This is a genomic window from Amycolatopsis sp. H20-H5, from assembly GCF_035828755.1.
Taxonomy (GTDB): domain Bacteria; phylum Actinomycetota; class Actinomycetes; order Mycobacteriales; family Pseudonocardiaceae; genus Amycolatopsis.
Window position 1 is genome coordinate 50,194 of the sequence record NZ_JAYMZS010000040.1, and the last position, 23,907, is coordinate 74,100.

Here is a 23,907-nt window from a genome sequence, read left to right on the forward strand (position 1 = left end):
AGCGATGTCGGCTCCGCCCTACGTACGCGCTCTCGAAGCAGCCAAGTTCATCATGGGACCGCCGTCGATCAAGGGCATCCCGCTGTGGCGCGGTGCCGGCCTTCGCGCGGTGCAGCTCCTCATTGAGGGGTTCCTCGCGTTGGTAGCCCGTCGCGAGGAGGCCGCCTTCGCCGAACACGGCTTCCTGTCGTCCGCCGAGGCCAATAAGGAAGTGTTCGGCAGCTACGCCAACGTCTACGAGCTGCTCGACGTGCCGGGGCATCCGGGCACCCAGTTCCGTTCGGACAACATCGTCACCTCCATCGCTCGGTTGCAACGCGAGGACAGCGCCGCTCCGGTCGTCGCGGTCGGCAGCATCCTGCGCGACGCTGCGGGCAAGACGCCTCCGCTGTTTCGCGACCGGAACATCTGGCCGGTCGTCGAGCTGAACCAGCTCGCTGACAGCGACAAGGCCTTGGAGTTGTTGGGCTTCTACGCGACGGTCATCGAGGACCTGTTGTGGTCCATCGGTGTCCCGTCGGTCACGGTCGAAACTCCCGCGCTGGCGAGCTATGGCAAGACGACGTACCTGACCGTCGCCGTGCTACCGAACAAACGGCCGACCGTGCTGGCCACGCTCTACATCCTGGCCGACGAACTCCGGGTGGCACTCGGTGAACAGCACGACGTGATCGACGTCGGGTTCACCGGCAAGCTGCTGGCGACGGCGGCCATGGTGCACGTCGACGCTCGCGGGCTTGCGTTGCCGAGCACCATCGCGCCGGTTCAGGTGGGAGTGACACTGTCCGCCGGCAATGACCAAGCACAGTCCGCACAGTGGCTGGAAGAGCTGCGGGCCGGCGGGTTGCGGTGTGAAACGACACTCGCGGGCAGCCAGGGAGCTCGGGCGCGAGCCGAGCAGGCCTGGCATCGCAGGAGCGTTCCGTTGGTGATCGGGCTCGACCGAACGCCCGGCGCGGTCACGACGTGCACCCGTCTTCCGATCAAGCGGACGGAACTGCCAGAGCTTCCCTCACCGCAGGCGGTCCACGACCTCCTGGCCGCGGGTGACGCGCGGCTGGCGAAGACGGCGCGGCGGCTGTTCGACTCGGCGATGGACGAGGGGGGACATCTGCGGTCGAGGTGCGACTCCTGCGCCGAGGACGCCGGCCTCGCGGTGTTCGGTGTCGTGGTTCCGCGGACGCCGGTGCGCTGCGAGCGATGCGGCACCACCGGGCAACGACTGTTCATCAGTGACGAAGGACGGTTCTACTGATGACGGAGTCCGTGTTCGTGTCCACCACCATCCCGTACGTCAACGCCTGTCCGCATCTCGGCCACGCGTTCGAGTTCGTGCAGGCCGACGTGACCGCCCGGCATCTGGCCAGGCAGGGCAAGGAAGTGTTCTTCTCCAGCGGCACCGACGAGAACAGCCTCAAGAACGTCCAGTCGGCGGAGAAGAACGGCGAGTCGACCGCGGATCTGGTGCGACGCCACGCCGCGGACTTCGCAGGCCTGATGTCCCAGCTGGGTGTCGTCGTCAACAGGTTCGTGCGTACCAGCGTCGATCCCGACCACCGGACGGGCGCCGCCGACCTGTGGCAGCGTATGGCGGATCGGGGCGACATCTATTCGCGCCACTACGAGGGTCTGTACTGCGTGGGGTGCGAGGAGTTCCGAACGCCGGCCGAGCTGGTCGGCGGGCGGTGCGCGGTGCACCGGACCGAGCCCTCGACCGTTCGGGAACGCAACTACTTCTTCCGGCTTTCCAAGTACCAGGACGCCATCGTGGGCGCGTTGACCGGCGGCGATCTACGGATCTGGCCTGCTTCCCGGCGCAACGAGATGCTCGGTCTCGTCCGGGGTGGCCTGACCGACATCAGCATCTCCCGCTCGGTCGGGCGGGCGCACGGCTGGGGAATCCCCGTGCCGGGCGACGACAGTCAAGTGATGTACGTGTGGATCGACGCGCTCACCAACTACGTCAACGCCCTGGGCTGGGCCCGGGGGAGCGAGGACTACGACCGGTACTGGCGCGACGCTGGCCGGCGGATCCACGTGATGGGCAAGGACGTCACGCGGTTCCACGCCGTTTACTGGCCCGCGATGCTGATGTCCGCGGGCCTGCCGTTGCCGACCGACGTCGTCGTGCACGGCCACGTGCTGCTGTCAGGCCAGAAGCTGAGCAAGTCGCTGGGAAACGTCGTCGACCCGTTCGAGCTGATGCACCGGTACAGCACCGAAGCGGTGCGTTTCCTGATGCTCGCGGAGTTTTCGCCGTGGGCCGACGTCGACTTCACCGACCAACGGCTCGTCGCCCGGTACAACACCGATCTCGCCAACGGTCTCGGCAACCTCGTCGACCGGGTGACGGGGATGACCCAGCGTTACCGCGATGGGGTCGTGCCCGAAGCCGGACGACGCGGGCCGCTGGAACTTTCGTTGCTGCACAGCGCTGTCGAGACAGCCGGCGGGTGCCGGGAGTCACTCGACCGGTTCGATCACCGGGAGGCGGTTGCCCGGATCTGGGACCTGGTGCGGGCAGCGAACAAGTACGTCAACCTGCGCGCGCCGTGGGACCTCGCCGGGGCCGCCGACAGCGGTGACACCGACGCCGCGACAGTGTTAGACGCCGCCCTGCACGATCTGGTCGCGACGCTGCGGACCGTGGCCCTGCTGCTAGGGCCGATCCTCCCCGGAACGTCCGCGAAGGTGCTCGATGCTCTCGGCCTGGTCGTCCCGGACACCAGGGAAGACGGTTTCAGCGCTCTCGACGGTTGGTCACCCGGGGTCGCCCAGTCGAAAGTCGGCCATCCGCCGCACCTGTTTCCTCGTCTGGAGCTGACATGGTGACCGCCAACCGCAAAGACCCGCGGCTGCCGCACGCGATCGCCCCGGGTGCCGCGCTGGGCATCTGGACGCCGTCCGCACCGGCGCCGGCCCTGTTCCCGCGGCGTTTCGGGCGTGCGGTGGATGCCCTTCGATTCGAAGGCTTTCCGGTCGTGTTCGCCGATTCGGCGCGGGGGAATGTCGGAATCGGGGCGGACTACCCGGCCGCATTGGCCACCGACCTGCACAAGCTGCTCACTGATGAACGGGTTGGAGCAGTGCTGTGCACGACCGGCGGGTACACGTCTTCAGCGGTGCTGGCGCATATCGACTGGGCGTTGGTGCGCGAAGCGGCGAAGCCGATCATCGGATACAGCGACATCACCTCGGTGTTGTGGGCGGTACTGTCCCAATCCGAGTTGATCTCCTTCCACGGCCCGATGCTGATCTCCGAATGGGGCGAGTGGGGCGGTCCGTGGTCGTATACTTTGGACAGTTTCCGCCGCGCGCTGAGCCCAGGACCGGTATCGGCCACGCTGGCCGAACCCGACCGCTGGACCGACGAAACCCTGTGGTGGGACAAGGAAGACACCCGTCGCAGGACAACACAGACCGGCGGCTGGCGTTGCCTCATTCCCGGCAAGGCGCAGGGATGGCTGCTGCCAGGCTGCGCGGCCACTGCGGCCCATCTGTTCGGCACGCCGTACCTACCCGACGTCGAAGGCGCCCTGCTCTGCCTCGAATTCGCCGACATGGGACCGGACCAGGTATGGGCGCACCTAGTGCAATGGGCGGACAGTGGCCGGCTCGATCGGGTCTCCGGGCTCGTCGTCGGCCGCCACTCCGGCCCGCGAGCCGCCGCCGGGGGATCCCGCGACTTCGACGCCGTCGTCCGCGACGTCGTCGGAAACCGAGGATTCCCCGTGCTGGCCGACGTCGACTTCGGCCACACCGAACCCATGGTCACGCTCCCGGTCGGCGGCCGCGCACTGCTGGACGCGACCGCCCGCCGACTGACCCTGCTCGAACCCGCCACCTCCCCCATCACGTCCCCCCTCATCAGGAGAACACCATGAACGGCACGCATTTCACCGACGTCGACGACCAGATCGTCGTCCATACCGACCAGACCCTGTGCGTCCGCTGCGTGCTGCCGGAGAACTTCCCCGGCACCCACGTCGACGCCGACGGAGTCTGCGAGTACTGCCGGACCGAGGTCGAGCGGGTCGACACCTCGCGCGACGAAGTCGACACCGCGCTGGCGGAAGGCCTGGCGAAGACCGCCGGAGTCGCCGACTACGACTGCGTGCTGCTGTTCAGCGGCGGCAAGGACAGCTCGCTGTCGCTGATCCAGCTGGTCAAGGAGCATGGCCTGCGGGTACTCGCGCTCACCCTGGACAACGGGTTCCTGTCGCAGGTCACCGCAGCGAACATGAGCTCGGTCCTCGACAGCGTCGGTGCTGACCACATCGTGGTGCGGCCGCAGAAGCGCGTCATGCACGGCGTCTATCGCAGCGCGCTGACCAGCTCGTTCGGCCCGGAGACAGTGAAGTACTCAACGGCGGCGTGCGGCTCTTGCATCGGTATGGTCTTCGCCGCGGGCATGCGCACCGCGGCCTCCTATGGCGTCCCGCTGCTGGCGGGCGGCTGGACCCCCGGGCAGCTCACGACCTCGGCCTTCGTCCCGGCGAGCTTCCTGCGCGAGGTCATCGGCCGCAACCTCGACCCGGTGCGGGCCACCACCCCGGCGCTCAACGACGACCTCGACGCGTGGACGCGCGATTCGGGCGAGCTACCAACCGGGCTGGTCAACCCGCTCTACGCGACCGACTACACCGAAGCCGGCGCGCTGAAGATCCTGGAGAAGCACGGCTGGCACGCACCGCGCGACACGGACTCCTGCTCCACCAACTGCCGGCTCAACGGCTTGCTGATCATCGACCACATCAGCAAGTTCGGCTACCACCCCTATGTCTACGAGATGGCGCACCACGTCCGCATCGGCGCCATGTCCCGTGACGAAGCCCTGTCCAAGCTGCGCAACGTCAACCTGAAGAGCTCGGCCGTCGGCGCGGTCGCCGTCGAACTCGGCATCCCGTCACCGCTGCGCGTCCACTGACCCGCTCGGCCGAACCCCCCATTCGGCCGAACCCGAAATCCCGCCACCAACAGAGAGGCCTTTCATGGACACCGCAACCATCGCCACCGCCGCCGAGGCGATCGACCGGCTCTCCGCCGCCGAGATCCGCGCGCTGGACTTCTCCCGCGTCGTCGGGCTCACCAACGAGCCGAACATGCCCTCAGGCGGGGGCGAAACCGTACGCCGGGTGCTGCAGCTGGCCCGGCCGCGGCCGGGCCGTCCCGTGCTTGAGGTCGGCAGCAACACCGGGTACACCAGCATCGAGCTGGCCAGTTGGCTCGACGCGCCGGTCACCGGGCTGGACTACAACCCGGTGTCCAACGCCTTCGCCGCGGACAAGGCCCAACGGGCGGGGATCGACAACGTCACGTTCGTGCTCGGTGACGGCCAGCGGATGCCGTTCGAGGACAAGACGTTCGATCTGGTCTTCTGTAGCAACGTCACGTCGTTCATGACCGACCATGAGAAGGCGATCGGCGAGTACTACCGCGTCCTGAGCGCCCGCGGAGTGCTCGCCGCCGTCCCGATCTACTACCGGACCGCGCCGCCGGAGTCACTGCGCTCGGCCGTCGAAGAGGCGATCGGCGTCCCGCTCAAGGTCACGGACAAGGACTACTGGGCCGACATGTTCTCTTCGGAAGGCGTCAGCCTGGTGGCTGACGAGCCGTACGAATACATCCGCCAGAGCAGCGAGCGCATCAACTCCTATGTCGAAACCGTGACGCGCCAGCCGCACCTCGAATCGCAGCCCGCGGAGAAGGTCGCCGCCTTGCGCGAGCGGCTGGCGCACTTCTACGAGTTGTTTGACGAGAACCTCTCCTACTGCGGGTACTCGATCATGTTGTTCCGCGTCGGACACCCGAACCCGGAGCCCGTCCTGCACGCCACCCGGCCCGCGCGGCCGACGTCGCTGTGACGGCGGCTGAAGTGCGCAGCCCGTTGCGCGCGTTGATGGACGACGGCGTGCGGCCCAACCGGCTGCAGGACGTCGCGTGGCTGGGGGAGTACCTCGAAACCGGGGCGCGGGCGGGAGAACCCATCTTGCTCAGCCTCGGCGAGACGTGGTCCGGCACGCCGGAACCGTTGCTCGCCGCGTTGCGGGAGGTCCCCGCGGATTCTCACGGGTACCAGATCTCGATGTACGGGCTGCCGACGCTGCGCAAGGCGCTCAAGGAGTATGTCGCTGACACCCAGCGACTGCCCCGCGGCGCGTCGTGGGAGCTGGCCGTGAGCTGGACCGGGACCCGCAGCGCGATGCGGGACTTCGCCACCACTCTGGAGCGCGGCACGAGCCTCGCCGTCGCGCCGGCGTGGGACTACAGCGGGGTTTTCGAACCGCTGGGCTTCCAGAGCGCGTACGTCCCGTTCGATCCCGCGGAGCAGTCGGGGCCGAGCGTCGAGGGGGCCCGCGCGGCCGCGGCCGCGGTGCCGGGAAACCTCGCGCTGGTCGTCATCAACGCCCAGCACAACCCGACGGGCGCGAACTGGTCGCCGGAGCTGGTCGAGGCGTTGATCGAGATCGCGATCGAGCGCGACGCGGCGATCCTGGTCGACGACGCCTATTTCGGCGTCTGCCAGACCGAGCCGCCACCGACGTCGGCGCTGGCGATCCTGCTGACGCGGCTGGCCGGCGAGCCCTCGCCGGTCCCGTGGCTGGGGGTGCGTTCGCTAGGCAAGCAGTTCCATTGCAACGGCTGGGCGCTCGGCGCGGTCGTCGCCGAGCCCGTGCGACTCGACGACCTCGTGAACGACGTCCGTCCCCAGCACACGTTCAACTACGCGATCCACCTCCAGTGGGCGATGGCCCAGTGGCTGGCGGATCGTCCTGCGGTAGAGCGGTATCTGGACCGGGAGCGCGCGGAAACCGCGGAGAAGCGCGCGGCGGTTCTGGACTGGCTGCCGGTGGGGACCCGTGACCGGGTGATCGCTGGACCGGCCACGCCGTACTTGCTCTACCCGGTACCGGACGACACCGGCAGTAGCGACGTCACCGCGTACCTGCGCCGCGCGGTGCTCCAGTGCGGGGTCGTGCTCTCCGACGCTTGGCCGCTGGCGCGCGTCGGACCTACGGCGTCGACGGGGTACGTGCGCATGTACCTCGGTCCCGGGCTCGCCGAGCTCAGGACGGCACGGGATCGACTGGCCGACGAGGGGCTGTGGCCGAGCTATGACTGAAATCAGCACCGAAGTCGTCCCGTCTGAGGTGGGGCGGTTCCGCGGACATGGGGCACTGCTCACCGCCCTGGTCGTGGACGGCGCCGGTTCAGGGTTGTTCCTGCCCTTCGCGGTCTTGTATTTCCTGCACACGACAACGATTCCGCTCGCGTCGGTGGGGGGCGCCCTGACTGCGGGCGGCCTGCTCGCCCTGCCGACCCCGTTGCTCGTGGGGCCGTTGATCGACCGGTTCGGGCCGCGGCGGCTCACCGTCGCCGGGAACTTGCTCAGCGTGGTGGCGTTCCTCGGGTACCTGTTCGTCGGTTCGACGTGGCAGCTGGCGGCGGCGGCGTTGATCGCGGGCGTCGGCCAGAGCGCCAGCTGGACCGCGCTGGTCTGCCTGATCGGTTTGGTGGCCGCGCCCGACGAGCGGCCGCGCTGGTTCGCGGTGCAAAGTGTGGCGCGCAACGCCGGATACGGGCTCGGCGGGATCGCGGGCGCGGTCACCGTCTCGGTCGGCGCAGGCTGGGCCTACCCGCTGCTCGCGGCCGTCAACGCGGCCAGCTACGTCGTCGTCGCCGGGGTGGTCGCGTTGCGGCTGAACACGCCCGCCCAGTACCAGGCAGGGCCGGCACGGGATCCGGCGATGAAGGCCGCCGGCTATTTCGACGTGATCAGGGACCGGCGGCTGCTCGTGCTCGTCGGGACCAACTTCCTCCTGGTCGTGTGCATGAGCGTGCTGTCCGTGCTGGTCACGGTGTACCTGGTCGACGCCCTCGGCCAGCCGGCCTGGGTGGGCGGGGCGCTGTTCACGCTGAACACCGTCATCGTGGTGCTGGCGCAGACCACGGTCACCCGGCGCGTCGACGGGTGTCGGAAACCGAAGATAGTGCAGGTCGCGGCGGCCGCCTGGGCACTGGCTTTCCTGTTCCTCTGGCTGCTGAACGTGGCTCCTGGCTGGCTCGTCCTGCCCGGCGCCGCGCTGGCGGTCTGCGCCTGCACCCTCGCCGAGATGCTGCACGCTCCCACGATCAACGCCTTGGCCGTCGACACCGCGCCCTCGATGGTGTCCGGTCGCTACCTGGCGACCTACCAGCTGTCGTGGGGCCTGGGCACCGCCGTCGCTCCCGGGCTGCTGAGCTGGCTGCTGTCTCGCGGAGCGCAGTGGCCATGGCCGGTGCTGATAGTGCTGTGCGCACTCGCTGCCGCGGCTATCGGATTGCTGCTCAAGTGGACCGAAAACCTTTCCGCTAAAACGAAAACGTGAGGAAAAAATGATGACCACCACCACTGTTCAGCCCGTTGGCGCCGACTACGGAACGGACGCTCCCGCGGTCGGCGGCCCGGTCTCGTCAGCCGACGAGTTCTCCACGCTCCGGGAGGTCGTCGTCGGCCGGGCGAGCGGCGCCCGGATCCCGAACCCGCAGGACATCTCGACCTGGCTCGCCCTCTACAGCCATCTCGACAGCAAACAGCTCGCCGGGATCGAAGGCGGGGAACTCCCGGCGTATGTCCTGGAAGAGACCGAAGAGGACCTCGAGGTACTGGTCGAGTCCCTGCGCGGACTCGGCGTGGTCGTGCACCGGCCCGCCGACGTCGACCATGCGAGGCCGTTTTCCACCCCGCACTGGGAATCGACCTCGGGAATGTACTCCTACTGCCCGCGCGACCTCACCCTGATCGTCGGCGACACCATCATCGAGACGCCGAGTTCCGTGCGGGCGCGTTACCACGAACTCGATGGGCTGCGCGGGCTCTTCCACCGCTACCTGCGTGCCGGATCGCGGTGGGTTTCGGCGCCGAAGCCGCAACTTCGGGACGAGCTCTACGAAATTGGGGCCGACAAGTTGCCTGCCCTCGGCGAGCTGGAGCCCGCGTTCGAGGCGGCGAACGTGCTGCGGTGCGGCCTCGACCTGTTCTACCAGGTCAGTTCGAGCGGCAACGAGTTCGGCCGGATCTGGCTGGAGTCATTGCTGGCGCCGCGCGGCTACCGGGTGCACCCGGTTCGCGACGTGTACCCCTTCACCCACCTCGACAGCACCATCTCGCTGATCCGGCCCGGGCTGGTCCTGCTGAACCCGGAACGGGTCACCGAGGACAACATCCCCGACGCCCTGCGCAGGTGGGACCGCCTGTGGTGCCCGCCCATGCGCCAGGTCGGCTCGCACGCGACGGCCCAGCCGCTGAGTTCGCCGTGGCTGGGAATGAACCTGCTCATGGTCGCTCCCGACCTGGCGATCGTCGACGCCGCCCAGCACGAACTGATCGCCGCACTGGAGCGGCACGGCGTCGGTGTGCTGCCGCACACGCTGCGACACGGCCAGGTGCTGGGCGGCGGCTTCCACTGCGTCACCCTGGACACCGTCCGGGACGCGCCCGCCGGTATCGACTACTTCGCCTGAGTCCGGTGAGCTTCGCCGAAAACCCGGTGTCGTCACGACGCGGTGCGCTCTGGGCACCTCAACGCCGTGTGGTGACGGCGGGCGTCCTCCTTTTGGTGACGCTCATGGGTTTCGAGTCGATGGGGGTCGGCGCCGCGATGCCGACGCTGGCCGCCGATCTGCACGGCACCGCGCTGTACGCGTGGCCGTTCATCGCGTTCCTGGCGGCCAGCCTCGCGTCCGTCGTGGTCGCAGGCAGGCTGTGTGATCGCAGCGGGCCCAAGCTTTCGCTGTTCACCGGGCCGCTGCTGTTCGTCGCGGGACTGCTCGTCGCCGGTTCGGCGCCGTCGATGGCCATGTTGCTCATCGGGCGGGTCGTCCAGGGGCTGGGCGACGGCATGCTCATCGTCCCGATCTACGTCGTGGTCGGGCTGCTGTACCCCGAACGGGACCAGCCCTCGATGTTCGGCGCGCTGTCCGCGGCGTGGGTGGTGCCGTCCTTGGTCGGCCCGGCGCTAGCCGGCTGGTGTGCCGAGCACCTGACCTGGCGCTGGGTGTTCTTCGCGATCGTGCCGTTCGCCTTGTTGGGATGGATGCTGGTCCTACCGGTGCTGCGTACCCTCCCGCAGCACACCACGCGGGGAGTGCCGGTTCGGCGGGCGCTGCTGTGGGCGGCTTTCGCGAGTGCGGGGGGGATCGCGGCGATCAGCTGGGCGCTGCAAGCGCGTACGGCCGCGGCGCTTGTCACGGGTGCGATCGGAATCGCTTTGCTTGCGCCGTCTGTGCGTGTCCTGCTACCGCCGGGAACGCTGCGGGCTCGGCGCGGACTGCCGGTGACTATCCTCGCGCGCGGCTTGCTGACTGGGACGTTCTTCGCCGCGGAGACGTTCATCCCGCTGACGTTGAGCAGGGTGCACGGTTATCCGGCGACGGCGTCCGGGCTGCCCCTCACCCTGGGCGCTCTCGGCTGGGCCGGGGCCTCCCTGTGGCAGTCACGCCGACCTGGGCTTCCACGGGACATGCTCGTTCGGCGAGGCTTCCTCCTCAGTGCCGTCGGCATCGGGGCCATGACGCTCATCGCCCCGACGTGGGGACCCGCGTGGCTGACGGCTCCACTTTGGACGGTGGCCGGGGCCGGGGTGGGGCTGGCCACGAGCAGCCTGAGCGTCCTCACGCTGTCCGCGTCGAGCGATGCGGATCGGGGCTTCAACTCCTCGGCGATCCAGGTCAGCGACCTGCTCGGCGCAGCACTGTTCACGGGCCTGGGCGGTGCACTGGTGACCGGACTTTCCTCGGCGGAGGCACCGACCGCCGGTGTGGTGGTGCTCGACCTGCTCATGGTCGGCGTCGCGCTGTTCGGCGCCGCCGTCACCAGAAGCAGGTGCAGAACCTGATGGTAGGGCACTGGGCTCAGCGGCGAGGGCTCCCGGTTCGCCGGTGATCTCTCCGCTGAGCCCAAGAACTCGTGAACCTGTCGGTCCCTCGCTGCGTGCGTCGCGGGGGTGTCATCCCTACTCGGCCCGGTCATACCTACACCCGATCCGCAACCTCAAGGGATCGAGACTAAAGACAAAACAGGCCCAACGCCCCCGAAGGGGTGGACGGGACTGTCCCCGAGTTGACTATTGCTCCGGTGGAGCATCTGGTGGGTCGGCGGAGTCGTCGCGAAGGTCGTCGTCGGTGATGCCCGCGGTTGGGACGGTGTTGATGTAGGGGTCACGTTGGATCCAGTTTTTGCCTTCGGCGGCGATGCCTTCCAAGATGTGCAGCGTGTTGGTGAACCCGGCCGCCTCCAGTGACATCTTGGCCAGCGAGAGCGCGCTTTCGTCTGTGGCTGTTTCGCTGGTCTCGTGGTCGGTGATGTCGATGTTCTGCGGGCCGCCGTTCATGAGGACGAGTTCGAGGCGGTAGTTCAGGTCTGAGCTGGTGGTGACGTGGACGGAGGACACGGCGTCGAAGCGGAAGTTGTTGCGCACCTCACCACAGAAGGCGGCCTTCTCGAAGTCGAGTTCGGTGCTGAGTTCCCGCACCCCGTCTCGGGTGATCAGGAACAGGCGGAGGTCGTATCTGGAGTAGCGCCACGGCGCGTGGTTGCCTCGGGCTCGTTTGCAGTTCGCGGCCGGTGTCTGTAGGTAGGCGTGGGTGAGGATGTCGCGCCAGGCCAGCTTGTAGTGCTTCATCGCTCTCGCGACGAACAAGGTCTTGTCGGCGCTGAGCCACCGCTCCATCTCGGTCTCATCGGGCCGGGTCGAGTCGAGCTTGTCCTTCCATCGGGTATAGGCGTCTTCGCGGGAAGCCAGCACCTCATCGCAGTCGCGTTGTTCCTCTGTCACCCGGCGGCGTTCGCTGACGATCCGTGACCATCCCGCGCCTGCGGCGATCGCTCCCGCGGCCGCGACCACGGCTGCGGCGGTGTTGGGAACCACGCTGATCGTGGTCGCGTGGGCGATGATGTAGGCGGCTGCTGCGAGGAGCACGATGATCGCGACGACGCAGCGGAGCTTGGTCGTGGGCTCGACGCGGTATCGCGTGCGGTAGGAGAACAGTTCGTCGCGTTTCCATTGCCGGATCAGGGTGCTGGTTTCGTAGCGGATCAGCCACCGGATGCGGCCGACAGGGATCAGGCTTTCGCGGTAGTTCTCGACGATTTCGTTCCGCAGCGCGGCCTGGTATCCCGAGATCGCTGCCAAGCAGGCCTGGCTGTCGTCGCGGGGCGCGTATCCGGCGGCGTAGTGGGCGAAGGCGTGATCGACGCGGCGGGCGAATCCGTCGTCGAGGGTTGTGCCCCGGCCGGGCCGGAGACGGTAGAGCCGGTCGTTGGCGGCGATGCGCGCGGATCGGTAGCGCCACTCGTGGCCCGTCCGGACGACCCCGACGGCGGCGCCCACGGCGATGACGTACGCGAGAATCGGCAGCACCTGTGCGTCCAGCACGATGGTCTGTCCCAGGTAGAGGACAGCGAGACCGCACGCGATGCTGCCGAGCACGGCGCGCACGCGATCGCGCCCGGCGACGGTCGAGGGTGCGGGACGGCGTACGCGGGGTCGGGCGGGGCGAGGGTGGAAGTAGGCCCAGACGCGTTTCGCCCGGTCGTTGCTCATCTGCGTGGCCTCGGCCGCGCGACGGGTGCCGGCCCAGAAGCTGTCACGCAGACCGCCGGTGAGGACGAGATCGAGGTGACGCAAGATCTGCGCGCGTTGTTCCGTGTCCAAGGCGGCAAGGGCCGTGATCGCTGGGCGCGGGTCGGCATCGTGAGTGGCGAGGCATTCCAGCAGCCGGCACAGGGCAGTGACGGCAGGGGTCCACGCGTCGTGCGGGAGCGCCGTGCACAGTGCGGGGAACTCCGCCAGCTGGTGACGTTCGTCGGTGGTGAGGTCGCGGTAGGACCGTTTGGCCAGCATCGCCAGCACCCAGTGGAACTGGACCTTCCCATGATTGAAACCGTGGCTGCGGGCGTCTTCGATGAGCTCGCGAGCACGGTTGGGGATGCCGTCGGCCAGATAGTGCACACCGACGGTGTACTTCTGCTGCGGTGAGGCTCCGGGCAGGACCTGGTAGACGACTACGTCATGAACCTCCTCGCCCACGATGCCGACAATTGCTCCCTCGCCGACGGTGGCGTGAGTGCTGGGATGCGGCTGGCTCATGCGAGGCCTTTGGCCGCGGCGATCAATGCGGTGATCTTGGCCGCCAGGTCGGCGAGCTCGGCGACCAGGCCGCCGAGCTTCTTCAGCGCGAGCACGACGATCTTGCCGCGTTCCGGATCTTCGGAGGTGAGGGCCTTGTCGGCGATGTCGAGTTCGGCCTGGGCGGCGTGGAAGGTGCCGTCGTCGAGCTGGCCACGGCTGCGTTCGCGGGCCAGTTCTGCTCGTAGCGCTGCGAGTTCGGCGGCGAAGTCGGTGGCGCTCGGGGTGGGTGGTGTGGTGTGTTGCCAGACGGTGCTGCCGGTGACGTTGACGGCCTGGATTCCGACCTGGCCGTGGGAGGTGGAGTACACGGTGCCGTGGGTGGGGGTGGTGTCATCGGTCATGGTGGCGGGTGTCCGTTCTGCGACGAGTTCGGTGGCCAGGTGGACGGCGAACGCGGCGGCATTGGCCGCGGCCTGCGGTTGCCAGTCGCGGTCTGCGTCCGTGGTTTTGGTTCCGTCGGCCCAGTCGCTGATGCCGCGCACGACCGCGACGGGGGAGCCGTTGAGGTGACCGGCCTGGGCGACGCCGGCGGCTTCCATCTCGATCGCCAGCGCGTCGTTGTAGTGCTGGCGGATCCAGCGTGCTTCGGCGGAGAGGCGGGAGTTGTGCACGACCTCCCCAGCCGCGATCACGCCGAAGTGCACCGCCGTGCCGGAAGGAACGTCGCGGGTCCAGGTGCCGGTGCGGGCGACATGCTGGGCGACCTGGCTGACCTCGTGGTCGGTCTCCCACACACGCGGGCGGGCCTTGAGACCGTCGTCCTCGCTGGTGGCGCCGTGGTAGGCGCAGATGTGGGTGGCGACCACGACGTCGCCGAGCGGGGTGTCCCACAAGGCGCCGGCGACGCCGACGAACATCAGCGCAGCGGGGGAGAACTCGGCGATCGCGCGTTCGGCGAGCACGGCGGCCGGCTGGGTGCCCTTGCCGGTGAGGCTGAGTGCGACGCGGCAGGTTGTGCTGCGGATCGTGCCAATCTCGAACCTGGTGCCGCGGTCGTGCCGGTGGGAGGTGACGTCGGTCAGCCAGCGGTGCACGGCGTTGTACTCGTCGTTGAAGGCCGTGAGCATCACGACCAGATCGTCGGTCATGGGAGCACCTCGCTGGTCGCGGTCGGGGTAGGGCGAACGAGAGGTGGGAACAGTGAGCTGCGGCTTCCGGCGGTGAACAGCCGGGCCGGCCGGCCGGGCCCGTCGCGGCGTTCAGCGTCGAGCGCGACGATGAAGTCCTCGACCGCGTGGACTTTGCGGTGGAAGTTCCGCGGATCCAGCTGGACACCCCACACCGCCTCGTACACCGTCCGCAGCTGCGTGATCGTGAACGCGGGCGTGCAGAAGGCAGTGGCGAGAGCGGTGTGTTCGAGCTTCGCTCGGGCTCGCTCCAAACCGTCGTTGAAGATCTGTTCGTGGTCGAACGCCAACCGGACACGGTGAGTGAGCACCTCGGGCACCGGTGTCCACGCGGCGCGCGCGGCGTCGGTGCCGGCGACCGGTTCGGGAAGACCGGGCGCGATGGCGAGGTAGGCCACCGACACGACCCGGCCACGTGGGTCGCGTTCGGGTGCGCCGTACGCACCGAGTTGTTCCAGGTGCAGCCCGGCGGCGTCGAGGTCGGCTTCTTCGCGCAGTTCCCGATGGGCTGCCGCGAGGATGTCTTCGGTGTCGGTGGCGAGGAATCCGCCTGGGAGGGCCAGGGCGCCCAGGAAGGGCTCGATGCCGCGTTCTACGAGCAGGATGTGCAGGACTGACTCGCGCAAGGTGAGGATCACCAGGTCGACGGCGAGCAACACGGGTGGGGGTGTCCAGTGGTCATCGGGCATGGACATCACCATAATTAATGTCAGTTAGACAGTAAAGGTGAATCTCATTCCTCCCGATCGTGACGGTGAGTAGGCAGATCGCGGCATTCGAGTGCTCGCGGTTCAGCGCTGCGGCATGGCCTGCTCTGCATTGCGCTGGTGTCGGCAGCGGTCGCGTGCGACGAGGGTTTGCGGTATCGCTCATTCGCAAAGATGTTCGTGCGAGATCGCCTATATTCGACGGCGGAGGTTCGATAAGACGCTCGAGGCCGTTGGTGATGTCATTGGGAACTGTGGCCCACCAGCGACGATACTTAGCACCGGAGTAACGGGCGGCGACGCGGTACAGCCTCGTCGCCGGAGCGCAGCAATGCCATCTTCCCCGCTGCTAGCCAGCTTTGCATGTCCTCGATGTGAGGGTCGTGGCTCCTGTGGTGCTCCAGTCGGCTCAACTGCGGTGGGTCCTCAGAAGGCGTGTCTGATCTTGGCCGCGAAAGCGACGGGGGCCGCCCCCGTCGCCGCAGCTGAGGCAGAAGTAGATGCCCGCACCTCGAGTCGGCTGGACGCGGAACACGGCTGAACGGTAGAACGGGCAGTCGGCGCGGAGCGTGCCATGGTCGTCGAGCGCGGTGAGGGTCATGTAGCGGCGGACGATCTCGACGAGCGTACCCGGGCGCGGAGGTTCCCCCTGGTGCCGCGGTCGCGGTGGTGGCGACGCCAGCAACGCTAGACGGGCACACCGACGTTCTGCGGCTCGTCGAGCTCGTTCGCCGCCGGAGCTGCTCAGCCCATCTTCGCTCGCATCGTCGTAATCGGCGAGGGTGCCGGGACAGTCTCGTCGGCGTTGAAGGGCGGGAGGCCGAGATGGAGTGTGTAGTAGGCGTCGCGGACGTCGCGCAGTTTGACCTTGCCGACACCGAATCGTTCCGCGATGGCCCGTCCGGTCGGCGCACCGGTCCATGGTCCAGCGGTGTGGGTCTTGAGCGTTCCACCGCTGTGAGCGTGGTCGATCCGCGAGAGCAGACTCTGCAGTTCGCTGTCGTCGAGCACGCTCGAACGGCGGGCGAGCCGGGTGAGTTCCTCGATCGCGGCGGTGAGTGGGAGCGCGCGCCGCCGGAAACGTAGCAGCACCTCCGCGTACTGCTCCTGCAGCAACGTCGTCGACGACATCATCGGCGAACTGCCCCCGCCTCGGTGCACGTGGTGTCCTGCGGCTTCTGGCGCTGCTGTGCATTGCGCCGGTCGACTGCCTGCCACCAGCGTTGCTGGAACACCTCGGTGCCTTCGATGTCCTCGACGCGGGTGATCAGCCACAACTTGACCCGTGGCGCGTTGCGGCCGCCCGGATTCGGGACCGTGTGGTCCGGCCCGCCGAGGAACTGCTTGATCATCGCAGGGCTCCAGCCGCGGTCTTTCGTCAGTTCAGCTACCCCGATGTACGGGCCGCACTTGTCCTGCCAACTCATCTGATCCTGATGCCTCTCATGTCTTGGGCGCTCTCAGCGACGCCAAGCGACAGACAACCGTCTGACCAGCGCTTTGTCCATGCGGAAAATGAATGCATAGGCTTGACCCTTGAACCACTCGATCGGGCTACAGAACGGGCCGTCAAAGACCAAAACGCCACGGCCCAGCGGCGGGCACCGCCGCGGCGTGTCCACCTCAAGCGGATCCTGATGCCAGACTCGTACCTGATGTTGGTGATGTCGGCGTTCACCGTCGACCAGCTCGCCGCCGGCCGCCTCATCGATGTCCAAGTTCGAACGCCGAGCGCACCTCGCCGTGTGCGAAGGTGCTTGCTGAGCAGTTCGCCGCGGAGACGTCTGACCTGGTGGTGGTGGCGATGGCTAAGAACCTGTGGCCTGCGAAGGCGTTCGTCGGCTGTTTGCAGAACAACCCAGCGAGGACGGTCGTCGCGTCGTAACCCCTGTGTAGTCGCGGCCCCACCCGACGGGTCCACGCCGGTGACTCGGGATGAAGTTCGGGTCTGCCGTCGCGTTCTTGACCGCGTCAAGTAGCTCGGTGACGTGTTCGCTGAGCTCGACACGACGGGGGTTGTGCTACCCAGGCGATGGGCCGGATGCCGACCTGGCCGTCAGCCACAGGCGGGCGTTGCGGTTGACGGCGACGCATCATCTGAAGGTCGCCTTGAATCCGGTTGATACTCACGACGCGAGACGGCCAGGCTCCCGTCGAGTGTGTGGTTGAAACAGCAGACGGCATGGAGGGGCGTCGCACCACCGAGCCGTGCCGTTGTGGTGGTCATCGTGGTATCGGAGCAGTACGTCGGCAATAGCGTTCAGATCTGAGCGCAGGCCGTCGCGCTCCGATAGCACGCAGTGCCACTGCTGATCGATGTCCGTGTTCACCCTCTACCTCCCGTAGGTCTCAGCGCCGCGCAGGAGCTGGATGCTCTTGCCATCCCGATGAGGGCTGCGGGTGGCCCCTCGGCGCCACATATCAATCCTGACCTGCGGTTTTGAGTGCTGTTCAACGGCAGACGCTGGCTGGACGTGGCCGAATCAACTCATGGTCATAGGCAGTCATAGGTAGTTGTAAGGAGGTGAAGTAGGGCATTGGTAGACTTAGTTAGCCGAGGATGAGGAGGTGGGCCATGTCGCGACGCTTAACCAGACCGACCCACGTGCCCGAGGGGCACTCGCTGTTGATCGACAAATTGTGGTCGTTCTACGTTGCAGCCAACGGCCCCGCGACGAGAACGATCGCCAAAGTCATCAAGGAACTAGATGACGACCAACGCGACGGTACTGCCAACCACGAGACGGTCCGCCGAACCTTGACGGCTATTAGCCTTCCGCAATGGCAGACCGTCGAGGTGATCTTTTTGGCCCTGTGTCGGATCGCCGACGTAGACCCAGACGATGAAGATGCCGGCGACCAGTGGGAGTCGCCACGGCCGCATCGTGAACGACTGCACGAGTACTGGCGTCTGGCCATGTACGGACAACAGGATGACCTGCCCAGGACGCGAGATGAGAAGGCAAAGCAGGAAGCAGTCGAACAAAGACACCGGCCTGCAGTGGCTGACGACCCGTGGGGGGCAGCTCCACCTTCACGGGGCAGTAGCTTCGCTGACGAGCCGCCGTTCTGAATTAGCCCGATGGCGCGCGAGCCAGCGTTCAGCGCGTCGTTGCCCGTGGGGAGGGACGCCCGCGTCGGCATGCTCGTTGTTGTTGACGTGCGCGTCGTGGGCGTAGGGAAACCCGGAGGTTGTCGAGCATGTGGCCGAAGTGCACGCATTTGCCGGTGAGGTTGTCGTTGCGGTGGAAGAGGTCCATCCAGGCCGCACTGCGTTCCTGGTCTGTTGATGTGTTGGTCTGCGCAGTCGCGGTCGACAACAACTGCGGGAGGCAGTACCTGAGGTCAGAGTGGGGTCTTGAACCATTCGGCAGTGCCCTTACATAAAGGCTCACGTGGTACTTATTGTCATCTATTTGGCCTTGAATGAACTCTTCAGTTGTCGTACAAGACCGGCCAAGCGAGTATGACGCAGTTGTGCATCTGCACATGCAGGGTTTCTCGATTGGATGAAACCTTCGAAGCGTGCTCAGCAACTTCCTTGTGAGAGTTGCGCGTAGATTAATCCACGTGCAAGCTTGGGGGGGAATATTCCATACAGAGGTGAGTTAAGCGAGGGGGTTTCATGAACATCTACGACCCGTATTTCGTCGAACGCGTGTTCCCCGGTGAAGCTTGGCAACGTCCCGAGGCATGTGGGCCCAACTCTGCGAACTGTGTCGAGGTCAATCTTGGCCACGACGGCCTGGTGGGGCTGCGAGACACGAAGCTGTCGGATTCGCCCGTGCTCGTCTTCGATGACGAGGAGTGGGAGGCGTTCCTGACGGCAGCGCGGACGGGGAGTTTCCGTCGCTAGGAGGTATGTGGTAACCCGCCGCCGGATCCTTCTGTGGCGAGGTGGCGGGCTGCCACGTACGGCTGAGGTTGGCCGTGTCGCCGTTGCGCTTGCTGACAAGTGAACGAGCGCTTGCACTAGGGTGGGACCGGAATCGCCCCTGACCCAATAGCGGAGCTTCTGTGACTTCCTTGGTGCTGCAGCCTTCGGTGGCTACGCAGCGTAAGAGGCTTGGCATGCTGGTGCGCCAAGCGCGCAAAGACATGGGGATTACACAGGTGGCGTTGGGCGGAATGATCGGCTGTCGCCAGTCGAAGATCAACAAGATCGAAGGTGGCCAATGCGGACTGAAACCCTCTGACCTGGAGAGTATCGTTGCGTCACTCGACATCGACCCGGTGACCGCCGCCCAAATGAGAGTGCTGAACATCCGTGACACTCCGCAACGTGTGCGGTCCGATGGGCGTGTCGCGACGCCACCGTGGTTCGTCCCGATCCTCGATGAGGAGCGGGAGGTCACTGAGATGTTCAGCTGGACGGGCGAGCGCATCCCCGGCCTGCTGCAGTCGGAGTACTACATGCTTGCCCAGTTCCAGGCGGCCGGTGCCGCCGACGTCGCGACCCCGATCGTTGAGCGCATCTCGCGACAGCAGATCTTCGACAGTAATTCAGACGGTCGCTACGAGTTTCTGATCAGCGAAGCGGCGCTGAACCGTATGATGGAGAGCTTGATCGGCGCGATCGCGCTTGACCAGCTGTACTACATGCTCGATCTCATGAAGGACCACCCTTCGGTGCGAGTCCGGATGGTTCCGTACGGTGCAGCCGCCTACGTGGATCCCGACTACACGATCCTGCGGTTCGCCGACCACAATCGTGACTTCGCCTATATGGAGTCGATTTCTGGACTCGTGCTGGCGAAAGGCCAGGATCTGCAGAAGTACGAGGACTCTTGTGACGCTCTGCGGTACCTGGCGTTGTCGGTCTCTGATACGAAGCAGAGATTCGGAGAGAAAATTGGGCAGCTTGCGGCGGCGGAAGAGTCCCGGTGACGTTCGGGATCACTCGATTGCCACTTACGCTTAGAGTAAGTACCGAACTACGCTAAGTTAGATGCTCCAGACGGCATGCGAAAGGAAACCACCGTGGTTGAGTTCGAAGAAGAACCCTTCCCTCCTCCCGGCGTTGACCTCGAACATCCCAGCGTCGCCAGGGTGTACGACTACTACCTCGGCGGCCACGCCAACTGGACGATCGATCGCCAGTTCGGCGACCAGGTCCTCGAGGCCTTCCCCCTGTTGAAGCCCATCGCGAAGGCCAACAGGTTATTTCTGCACAAGGTTGTGCGTCATCTAGTAGGGCTGGGTGTCCGCCAATTCATCGACATTGGTTCCGGTGTTCCCACGATGGGGCACGCTCATCAGATCGCGGACGACGTCGCACCCGGGGAGGTCCACGTCGCGTACGTCGACTATGAGCCCGTGGCAGTCGCGCACTCGCAGAGCTTGCTCAAAGACAACGGTGATCCCAGCCGGCACGTCGCGATCCACGCCGACCTGCGCGATCCGGACCGACTATGGGACAAGATCCGAGACAGTGGCGTCATCGACCTCGACGAACCGGTCGCCCTGCTGCTGATCGCTGTCTTGCATGTACAGCAACCGCCCCCTGCCGGGACTGACGGCGACGACCTCGGTCCGAGCGCGGTGGCCCGGTACCGCGACTTGTTGCCGCCGCAGTCCTTTCTCGCGCTGTCACACCTGACCGACGAGGGTGTGCCGCCGGAGTTCGGCGACAAGTTGCGTCAGCTCAAGCGGATGTACGACGAGGCGAGCAGTCCGGTGATCTGGCGCTCCCATGACCAGATCGCGCAGTTGTTCGGCGACTTCACGATGGTCGAGCCCGGGCTCACTTGGACGCCACTGTGGCATCCCGAACACGCCGAGAACAGTGCGCTTCGGACAGACTTCGCTACACCTAACCAGTCGGCGATCCTCGCGGGCGTCGCGCGCAAGAGCTGACGCCAGGTACATAGTCCGTCGGGCTGTATAGGGCCGTAGCACTCTTGACTGTTTGGCATGTGCTGGTGTTGCGGCACCGGGCACGGCGGGAGCGTGGGTGAGCGCTCAGCTGTCTAGGTTGGTCTGCTGCTTGCGGATCTGTTGTACGGCGGTGTGTGAGAGCTGTGCTCGTTGTGCGATGTGGCGGTCGGAGTACATCCGTCGGCCGTCGGGCTTGTTGAACGAGGCTAACGATCGGATCAGCCGGTTGCGTGCGCTGATGGTTGTGGCGATGGTATCGGCGACGTCAGCCAGCTCGTCGAGCCGCTTCACCCGGTTGGCGTTCTGGTTAAGCCGCAAGTAGTCCAACAGACCCGGCACCACCGTGCGACGAGTCGTGATGCGCTGCTCGACGAGAATCCGCGCGGCCTGCTCCTCGAGCTGGGCATCGGTTGCGTCAGGGTCGACGTAGCCGACCGGGATCACGTTGGCCGACTGCACGTAAAGCACGCTGTTGCCGGGTTGGCTACTCATGGCGTCTGCGGCGCTCCGGATCTCGTGCAGCGCGGCAACGGCGTCGTCGTTGAGGTGATACGGCGGCGACGCACGGCCTGAGTGCAATGTTGCGCCGTCGATGATCCGTTGGGCTGGATTGGTGAACCGGCCCAGCAGGCTTTTGGCGGCCTGGGTGTGCAGCAAGGGGAGTGCCACGCTGATGGTTGTGGCCGATGTGGTGTTGACGATGTGGCGGTCGAGAAGGGTCAAGGTCAACTCGCTGCGCGCGAGGTCCACGAGCAGGCGCAGCGTCGCGCGGTTTGTCCTCCAGCTGAGCTTGTAGGCCTCGACGGCCGCGGCGGTGTCGAACTCGGTGACCTTGATAGTGACCACGACGCCAGTGTGCACGGCTGGAGATGTCACAGCAACTATTATTGGCAAAAATGTTGCCAAGGGCCGCTCGTGTTGAAGTGATCGGTCCGTCACTTAGCTATAAAACTACTAGTTGGAAGTTTTGTTGCCAGCTAGCGACCGCTCGTCGCATGCCCGCTGAATCTTGCTAAAGCGAACATAGCGGCTGGTCACGGCACGTTCGGGTGAACTTGTCGGCCATGGCGGGCAGGTCGAGCGGCTGTGGTGAGCGGGGATCAGCCATCGGCCGGGGTGAATCGCGGCGAGGCGCGTATGTCGTCTGGCGACGAAGAGCCACCGGCCACCTACGCCAGGTTCCGGTCACCGGAAAACTCGGTAACTATGAGTTGCGAAGGTGTCCCTGCTCATCAGAAAGGAGCACGCCCCGGCTTCACGCCCGCTCCGTGAGCCTCGCAGCACTCCGGGTACCTCCATACGCACGCGGGCGCTCTCCTCCTGCCAGAGGCGAGCGCCCGTGCGGCCGTTCACGATCGCTGCCGTATCGCACCGCGGTCACCTAGTCAGCATGGACCCGCTGATCACCGCGGCGCGGCGGCACCAACCACGCAAGGAACAACGTCATGACGATAAGCCGATATCGGCACGCCGTGCCAGCCCGAAACGACGATCTGCAACCTGCGGACGGTGAGCGGACCGAACAGGCGGCCGCGCACCTGCCGGCGATGCCGGCCGAGCCTCAAGACGCTCAACCAGCCGGAGTCCACCGGTGCGAACTCGATGAACGGAGCGCCGAACGGTTTGTGGCGGTGGTACAGATCGCTCGCGACGTGCTGGCGACCTGGGGCTGTACGGCGCGCTTCCTCTTGAACACAGTCGTCCTGCTGAGTCTGGTGATCCTCGGCGCCTGGCTGCTTCATGCCGACGTCGACTTCGGTGTCGTCCGGATCGCTGGCCGATAGCCAGCAGCTCGATCGACTATCCGACCGGTTTCGGCACCATCCCGCTTAGGTTGGATGGTGCCGAACCCGAGTCGCCTGCAGGCCGGATCGAAATCGATCAGGAATTCTGTCCGCGCCCGGGCCGGCCGTGTCGAACCGGACAGATCCCGCTGGTCAGCTGACGGCGAACCGCCCCCGTTGCGGGACTGTCCCGAAAAACACCGCCACGTTGACGACCGGCGCCTATGTACCCTCGTCGGTAGGGCGAACGTTGCCAGAGCCCCAGCATCCAACCCGAAAGGCCAGGTCAGGGCCCTAGAACAGCTCCGAGAGAAGTTCCCGAGCCTCGATGCACCCCAGTCGACGCCGGTCCTGCGGGACCGGCCTGGGCGTTCTCGGCAGCTCAGCGACGGTCGGGTCCAGGAGCTGATCCCTGGCTACCAGCTCGGCTCGACGGGGTACGAATTGGGCGACCAGTTCGGCATCGAACGGCGAACGGTCAGCAGCATTCTCCATCGACACGGGTGCCGATGCGCCGCCGTGGCCTCTCACCCGACCAGGTCGACGACGCCGTCCACCTCTACAACCTCGGCTGGTCCCTGGCGCGAGTCGGCCAGCACCTGGGCGTCAACCACGCCACAGTGCTGAACAAGCTGCGCGAGCGGGGCGTCCCCACCCGAGACACCCACGGACGTCCACGCGTCGAAGCAGGTGGTGCTCGATGACACCGCGTGCAGCTATATCAACTCGATCAGGTTCGGACGGGGCCACCGGCGTTCGGGCTGTCACCGTGATCATGGGCGCCGTCGTCGGCCTAACGTTCCTGTTCGGCTTCGGCAACGTCCTCGAACTTGCTCTTGCCTTGGTGTGCCCGTCTGGGTCGCGCCACTCGTCGCACCTGCTGTCGATCTCTCGATCCTCTGGCTCCTACTCGGCATGCGGCAACTGGCCCTGGCCGGGTCGACGCCAGCGCAACTTCGGCCAGCCCTCCGACTGCTGATCTTCGCCAGCGCGGTAACCCTGGCACTGAATGTGGCCGACCCGCTCGTAACCGGTCAGTACGGCAAGGCTGCATTCGATGCTGTAGGCCCACTACTGCTGATCGGTTGGGCTGAGGTCGGCCCCGATCTACTTAGCCTGGATCCGTGGATTGGCTGGTGGGGTGATCTTGGGGTGGGTTTTGTGCTGGTCGGCTGGTTGCGGGCGTGGTTGACTTGCTGGCGTTCCCAGCTTGTCCACTGTTGTGTCCTGGTTGGGTCTG

At 66.3% G+C, this 23,907-nt stretch carries 22 protein-coding genes and 1 pseudogene; 16 read left to right on the plus strand and 7 right to left on the minus strand.

What is annotated here, in order from left to right:
* Positions 1–4: 4 nt before the first annotated feature.
* The 9 genes from QMK34_RS22460 (at position 5) to QMK34_RS22500 (ending at position 10,877) form a co-directional block, all read left to right on the plus strand.
* Positions 5–1,255, plus strand: coding sequence for a hypothetical protein (locus QMK34_RS22460; protein ID WP_326416183.1), 1,251 nt, complete (start codon positions 5–7; stop codon positions 1,253–1,255).
* Positions 1,255–2,832, plus strand: a complete 1,578-nt coding sequence (locus tag QMK34_RS22465; RefSeq protein ID WP_326416185.1) for a methionine--tRNA ligase — start codon at positions 1,255–1,257, stop codon at positions 2,830–2,832. The genes QMK34_RS22460 and QMK34_RS22465 overlap by 1 nt, the downstream gene beginning before the upstream one ends.
* The gene (locus QMK34_RS22470) at positions 2,826–3,884 is read left to right on the plus strand and encodes a S66 peptidase family protein (RefSeq protein WP_326416186.1); all 1,059 of its coding nucleotides are present in this window, start codon (positions 2,826–2,828) and stop codon (positions 3,882–3,884) included. Before QMK34_RS22465 ends, QMK34_RS22470 begins: the two co-directional genes overlap by 7 nt.
* Positions 3,881–4,927, plus strand: a complete 1,047-nt coding sequence (locus QMK34_RS22475) for a hypothetical protein (RefSeq protein WP_326416187.1) — start codon at positions 3,881–3,883, stop codon at positions 4,925–4,927. The genes QMK34_RS22470 and QMK34_RS22475 overlap by 4 nt, the downstream gene beginning before the upstream one ends.
* A gap of 64 nt (positions 4,928–4,991) precedes the next feature.
* Positions 4,992–5,864 carry a class I SAM-dependent methyltransferase gene (locus QMK34_RS22480; RefSeq protein WP_326416188.1) on the plus strand — a complete coding sequence of 291 codons (873 nt, stop codon included), beginning with the start codon at positions 4,992–4,994 and terminating at the stop codon, positions 5,862–5,864.
* Entirely contained in the window at positions 5,861–7,123 is a 1,263-nt protein-coding gene (locus QMK34_RS22485) for a pyridoxal phosphate-dependent aminotransferase (RefSeq protein ID WP_326416189.1), read from the plus strand. Before QMK34_RS22480 ends, QMK34_RS22485 begins: the two co-directional genes overlap by 4 nt.
* Positions 7,116–8,369, plus strand: coding sequence for an MFS transporter (locus QMK34_RS22490; protein ID WP_326416190.1), 1,254 nt, complete (start codon positions 7,116–7,118; stop codon positions 8,367–8,369). The genes QMK34_RS22485 and QMK34_RS22490 overlap by 8 nt, the downstream gene beginning before the upstream one ends.
* Before the next feature lie 10 nt (positions 8,370–8,379).
* Positions 8,380–9,504, plus strand: coding sequence for an inosamine-phosphate amidinotransferase 1 (locus QMK34_RS22495; protein ID WP_326416191.1), 1,125 nt, complete (start codon positions 8,380–8,382; stop codon positions 9,502–9,504).
* 5 nt (positions 9,505–9,509) lie between these two features.
* Positions 9,510–10,877 carry an MFS transporter gene (locus QMK34_RS22500; RefSeq protein WP_326416192.1) on the plus strand — a complete coding sequence of 456 codons (1,368 nt, stop codon included), beginning with the start codon at positions 9,510–9,512 and terminating at the stop codon, positions 10,875–10,877.
* 228 nt (positions 10,878–11,105) lie between these two features.
* On the opposite strand, the gene QMK34_RS22505 is transcribed toward QMK34_RS22500, so the two are convergent.
* The 6 genes from QMK34_RS22505 to QMK34_RS22530 form a co-directional block, all read right to left on the minus strand.
* A complete protein-coding gene (locus tag QMK34_RS22505) occupies positions 11,106–13,130 on the minus strand; it encodes a hypothetical protein (protein ID WP_326416193.1) in 2,025 nt (674 codons plus the stop codon).
* The gene (locus tag QMK34_RS22510; protein WP_326416194.1) at positions 13,127–14,260 is read right to left on the minus strand and encodes a 5'-methylthioadenosine/S-adenosylhomocysteine nucleosidase family protein; all 1,134 of its coding nucleotides are present in this window, start codon (positions 14,258–14,260) and stop codon (positions 13,127–13,129) included. The genes QMK34_RS22505 and QMK34_RS22510 overlap by 4 nt, the downstream gene beginning before the upstream one ends.
* On the minus strand, positions 14,257–14,988 hold the full coding sequence (locus tag QMK34_RS22515) for an NUDIX hydrolase (protein WP_326416196.1): 732 nt from the start codon (positions 14,986–14,988) through the stop codon (positions 14,257–14,259). Before QMK34_RS22515 ends, QMK34_RS22510 begins: the two co-directional genes overlap by 4 nt.
* A gap of 762 nt (positions 14,989–15,750) precedes the next feature.
* The gene (locus tag QMK34_RS22520; protein WP_326416197.1) at positions 15,751–16,167 is read right to left on the minus strand and encodes a hypothetical protein; all 417 of its coding nucleotides are present in this window, start codon (positions 16,165–16,167) and stop codon (positions 15,751–15,753) included.
* Positions 16,137–16,358, minus strand: a complete 222-nt coding sequence (locus QMK34_RS22525) for a hypothetical protein (RefSeq protein ID WP_326416198.1) — start codon at positions 16,356–16,358, stop codon at positions 16,137–16,139. Before QMK34_RS22525 ends, QMK34_RS22520 begins: the two co-directional genes overlap by 31 nt.
* A gap of 108 nt (positions 16,359–16,466) precedes the next feature.
* Positions 16,467–16,724, minus strand: a complete 258-nt coding sequence (locus QMK34_RS22530; protein ID WP_326416199.1) for a hypothetical protein — start codon at positions 16,722–16,724, stop codon at positions 16,467–16,469.
* Between the two features lie 887 nt (positions 16,725–17,611).
* On the opposite strand from QMK34_RS22530, the gene QMK34_RS22535 reads away from it, so the two are divergent.
* The 4 genes from QMK34_RS22535 (at position 17,612) to QMK34_RS22550 (ending at position 20,862) form a co-directional block, all read left to right on the plus strand.
* Positions 17,612–18,079 carry a hypothetical protein gene (locus QMK34_RS22535; RefSeq protein WP_326416200.1) on the plus strand — a complete coding sequence of 156 codons (468 nt, stop codon included), beginning with the start codon at positions 17,612–17,614 and terminating at the stop codon, positions 18,077–18,079.
* A gap of 552 nt (positions 18,080–18,631) precedes the next feature.
* Positions 18,632–18,862, plus strand: a complete 231-nt coding sequence (locus QMK34_RS22540; protein WP_326416201.1) for a DUF397 domain-containing protein — start codon at positions 18,632–18,634, stop codon at positions 18,860–18,862.
* Between the two features lie 161 nt (positions 18,863–19,023).
* Positions 19,024–19,893, plus strand: a complete 870-nt coding sequence (locus tag QMK34_RS22545; RefSeq protein WP_326416202.1) for a helix-turn-helix domain-containing protein — start codon at positions 19,024–19,026, stop codon at positions 19,891–19,893.
* A gap of 93 nt (positions 19,894–19,986) precedes the next feature.
* Positions 19,987–20,862, plus strand: coding sequence for an SAM-dependent methyltransferase (locus QMK34_RS22550; protein WP_326416204.1), 876 nt, complete (start codon positions 19,987–19,989; stop codon positions 20,860–20,862).
* Between the two features lie 105 nt (positions 20,863–20,967).
* Here QMK34_RS22550 and QMK34_RS22555 read toward each other — a convergent pair whose 3' ends face one another.
* Positions 20,968–21,729 carry a hypothetical protein gene (locus QMK34_RS22555; RefSeq protein WP_326416206.1) on the minus strand — a complete coding sequence of 254 codons (762 nt, stop codon included), beginning with the start codon at positions 21,727–21,729 and terminating at the stop codon, positions 20,968–20,970.
* Between the two features lie 599 nt (positions 21,730–22,328).
* Here QMK34_RS22555 and QMK34_RS22560 point away from each other — a divergent pair.
* The 3 genes and pseudogenes from QMK34_RS22560 to QMK34_RS22570 all read left to right on the plus strand — a co-directional run.
* On the plus strand, positions 22,329–22,667 hold the full coding sequence (locus QMK34_RS22560; protein ID WP_326416207.1) for a hypothetical protein: 339 nt from the start codon (positions 22,329–22,331) through the stop codon (positions 22,665–22,667).
* 509 nt (positions 22,668–23,176) lie between these two features.
* Positions 23,177–23,371, plus strand: a complete 195-nt coding sequence (locus QMK34_RS22565) for a terminase gpP N-terminus-related DNA-binding protein (RefSeq protein WP_326416208.1) — start codon at positions 23,177–23,179, stop codon at positions 23,369–23,371.
* Positions 23,368–23,780, plus strand: a pseudogene (locus QMK34_RS22570) (hypothetical protein); the annotation flags it as partial. The gene QMK34_RS22565 and the pseudogene QMK34_RS22570, both read left to right, overlap by 4 nt.
* Positions 23,781–23,907: the final 127 nt, after the last annotated feature.

What these genes read in the sequence shown, in the direction of transcription:
- QMK34_RS22475 (WP_326416187.1), top strand. Translation starts at nt 3,881, where the DNA reads ATGAACGGCACGCATTTCACCGACGTCGACGACCAGATCGTCGTCCAT.
- QMK34_RS22460 (WP_326416183.1), top strand. Translation starts at nt 5, where the DNA reads ATGTCGGCTCCGCCCTACGTACGCGCTCTCGAAGCAGCCAAGTTCATC.
- QMK34_RS22560 (WP_326416207.1), top strand. Translation starts at nt 22,329, where the DNA reads ATGACGATAAGCCGATATCGGCACGCCGTGCCAGCCCGAAACGACGAT.
- QMK34_RS22525 (WP_326416198.1), bottom strand. Translation starts at nt 16,358, where the DNA reads ATGATCAAGCAGTTCCTCGGCGGGCCGGACCACACGGTCCCGAATCCG.
- QMK34_RS22465 (WP_326416185.1), top strand. Translation starts at nt 1,255, where the DNA reads ATGACGGAGTCCGTGTTCGTGTCCACCACCATCCCGTACGTCAACGCC.
- QMK34_RS22510 (WP_326416194.1), bottom strand. Translation starts at nt 14,260, where the DNA reads ATGACCGACGATCTGGTCGTGATGCTCACGGCCTTCAACGACGAGTAC.
- QMK34_RS22515 (WP_326416196.1), bottom strand. Translation starts at nt 14,988, where the DNA reads ATGCCCGATGACCACTGGACACCCCCACCCGTGTTGCTCGCCGTCGAC.
- QMK34_RS22470 (WP_326416186.1), top strand. Translation starts at nt 2,826, where the DNA reads ATGGTGACCGCCAACCGCAAAGACCCGCGGCTGCCGCACGCGATCGCC.
- QMK34_RS22495 (WP_326416191.1), top strand. Translation starts at nt 8,380, where the DNA reads ATGACCACCACCACTGTTCAGCCCGTTGGCGCCGACTACGGAACGGAC.
- QMK34_RS22565 (WP_326416208.1), top strand. Translation starts at nt 23,177, where the DNA reads ATGCGCCGCCGTGGCCTCTCACCCGACCAGGTCGACGACGCCGTCCAC.
- QMK34_RS22540 (WP_326416201.1), top strand. Translation starts at nt 18,632, where the DNA reads ATGAACATCTACGACCCGTATTTCGTCGAACGCGTGTTCCCCGGTGAA.
- QMK34_RS22480 (WP_326416188.1), top strand. Translation starts at nt 4,992, where the DNA reads ATGGACACCGCAACCATCGCCACCGCCGCCGAGGCGATCGACCGGCTC.
- QMK34_RS22490 (WP_326416190.1), top strand. Translation starts at nt 7,116, where the DNA reads ATGACTGAAATCAGCACCGAAGTCGTCCCGTCTGAGGTGGGGCGGTTC.
- QMK34_RS22505 (WP_326416193.1), bottom strand. Translation starts at nt 13,130, where the DNA reads ATGAGCCAGCCGCATCCCAGCACTCACGCCACCGTCGGCGAGGGAGCA.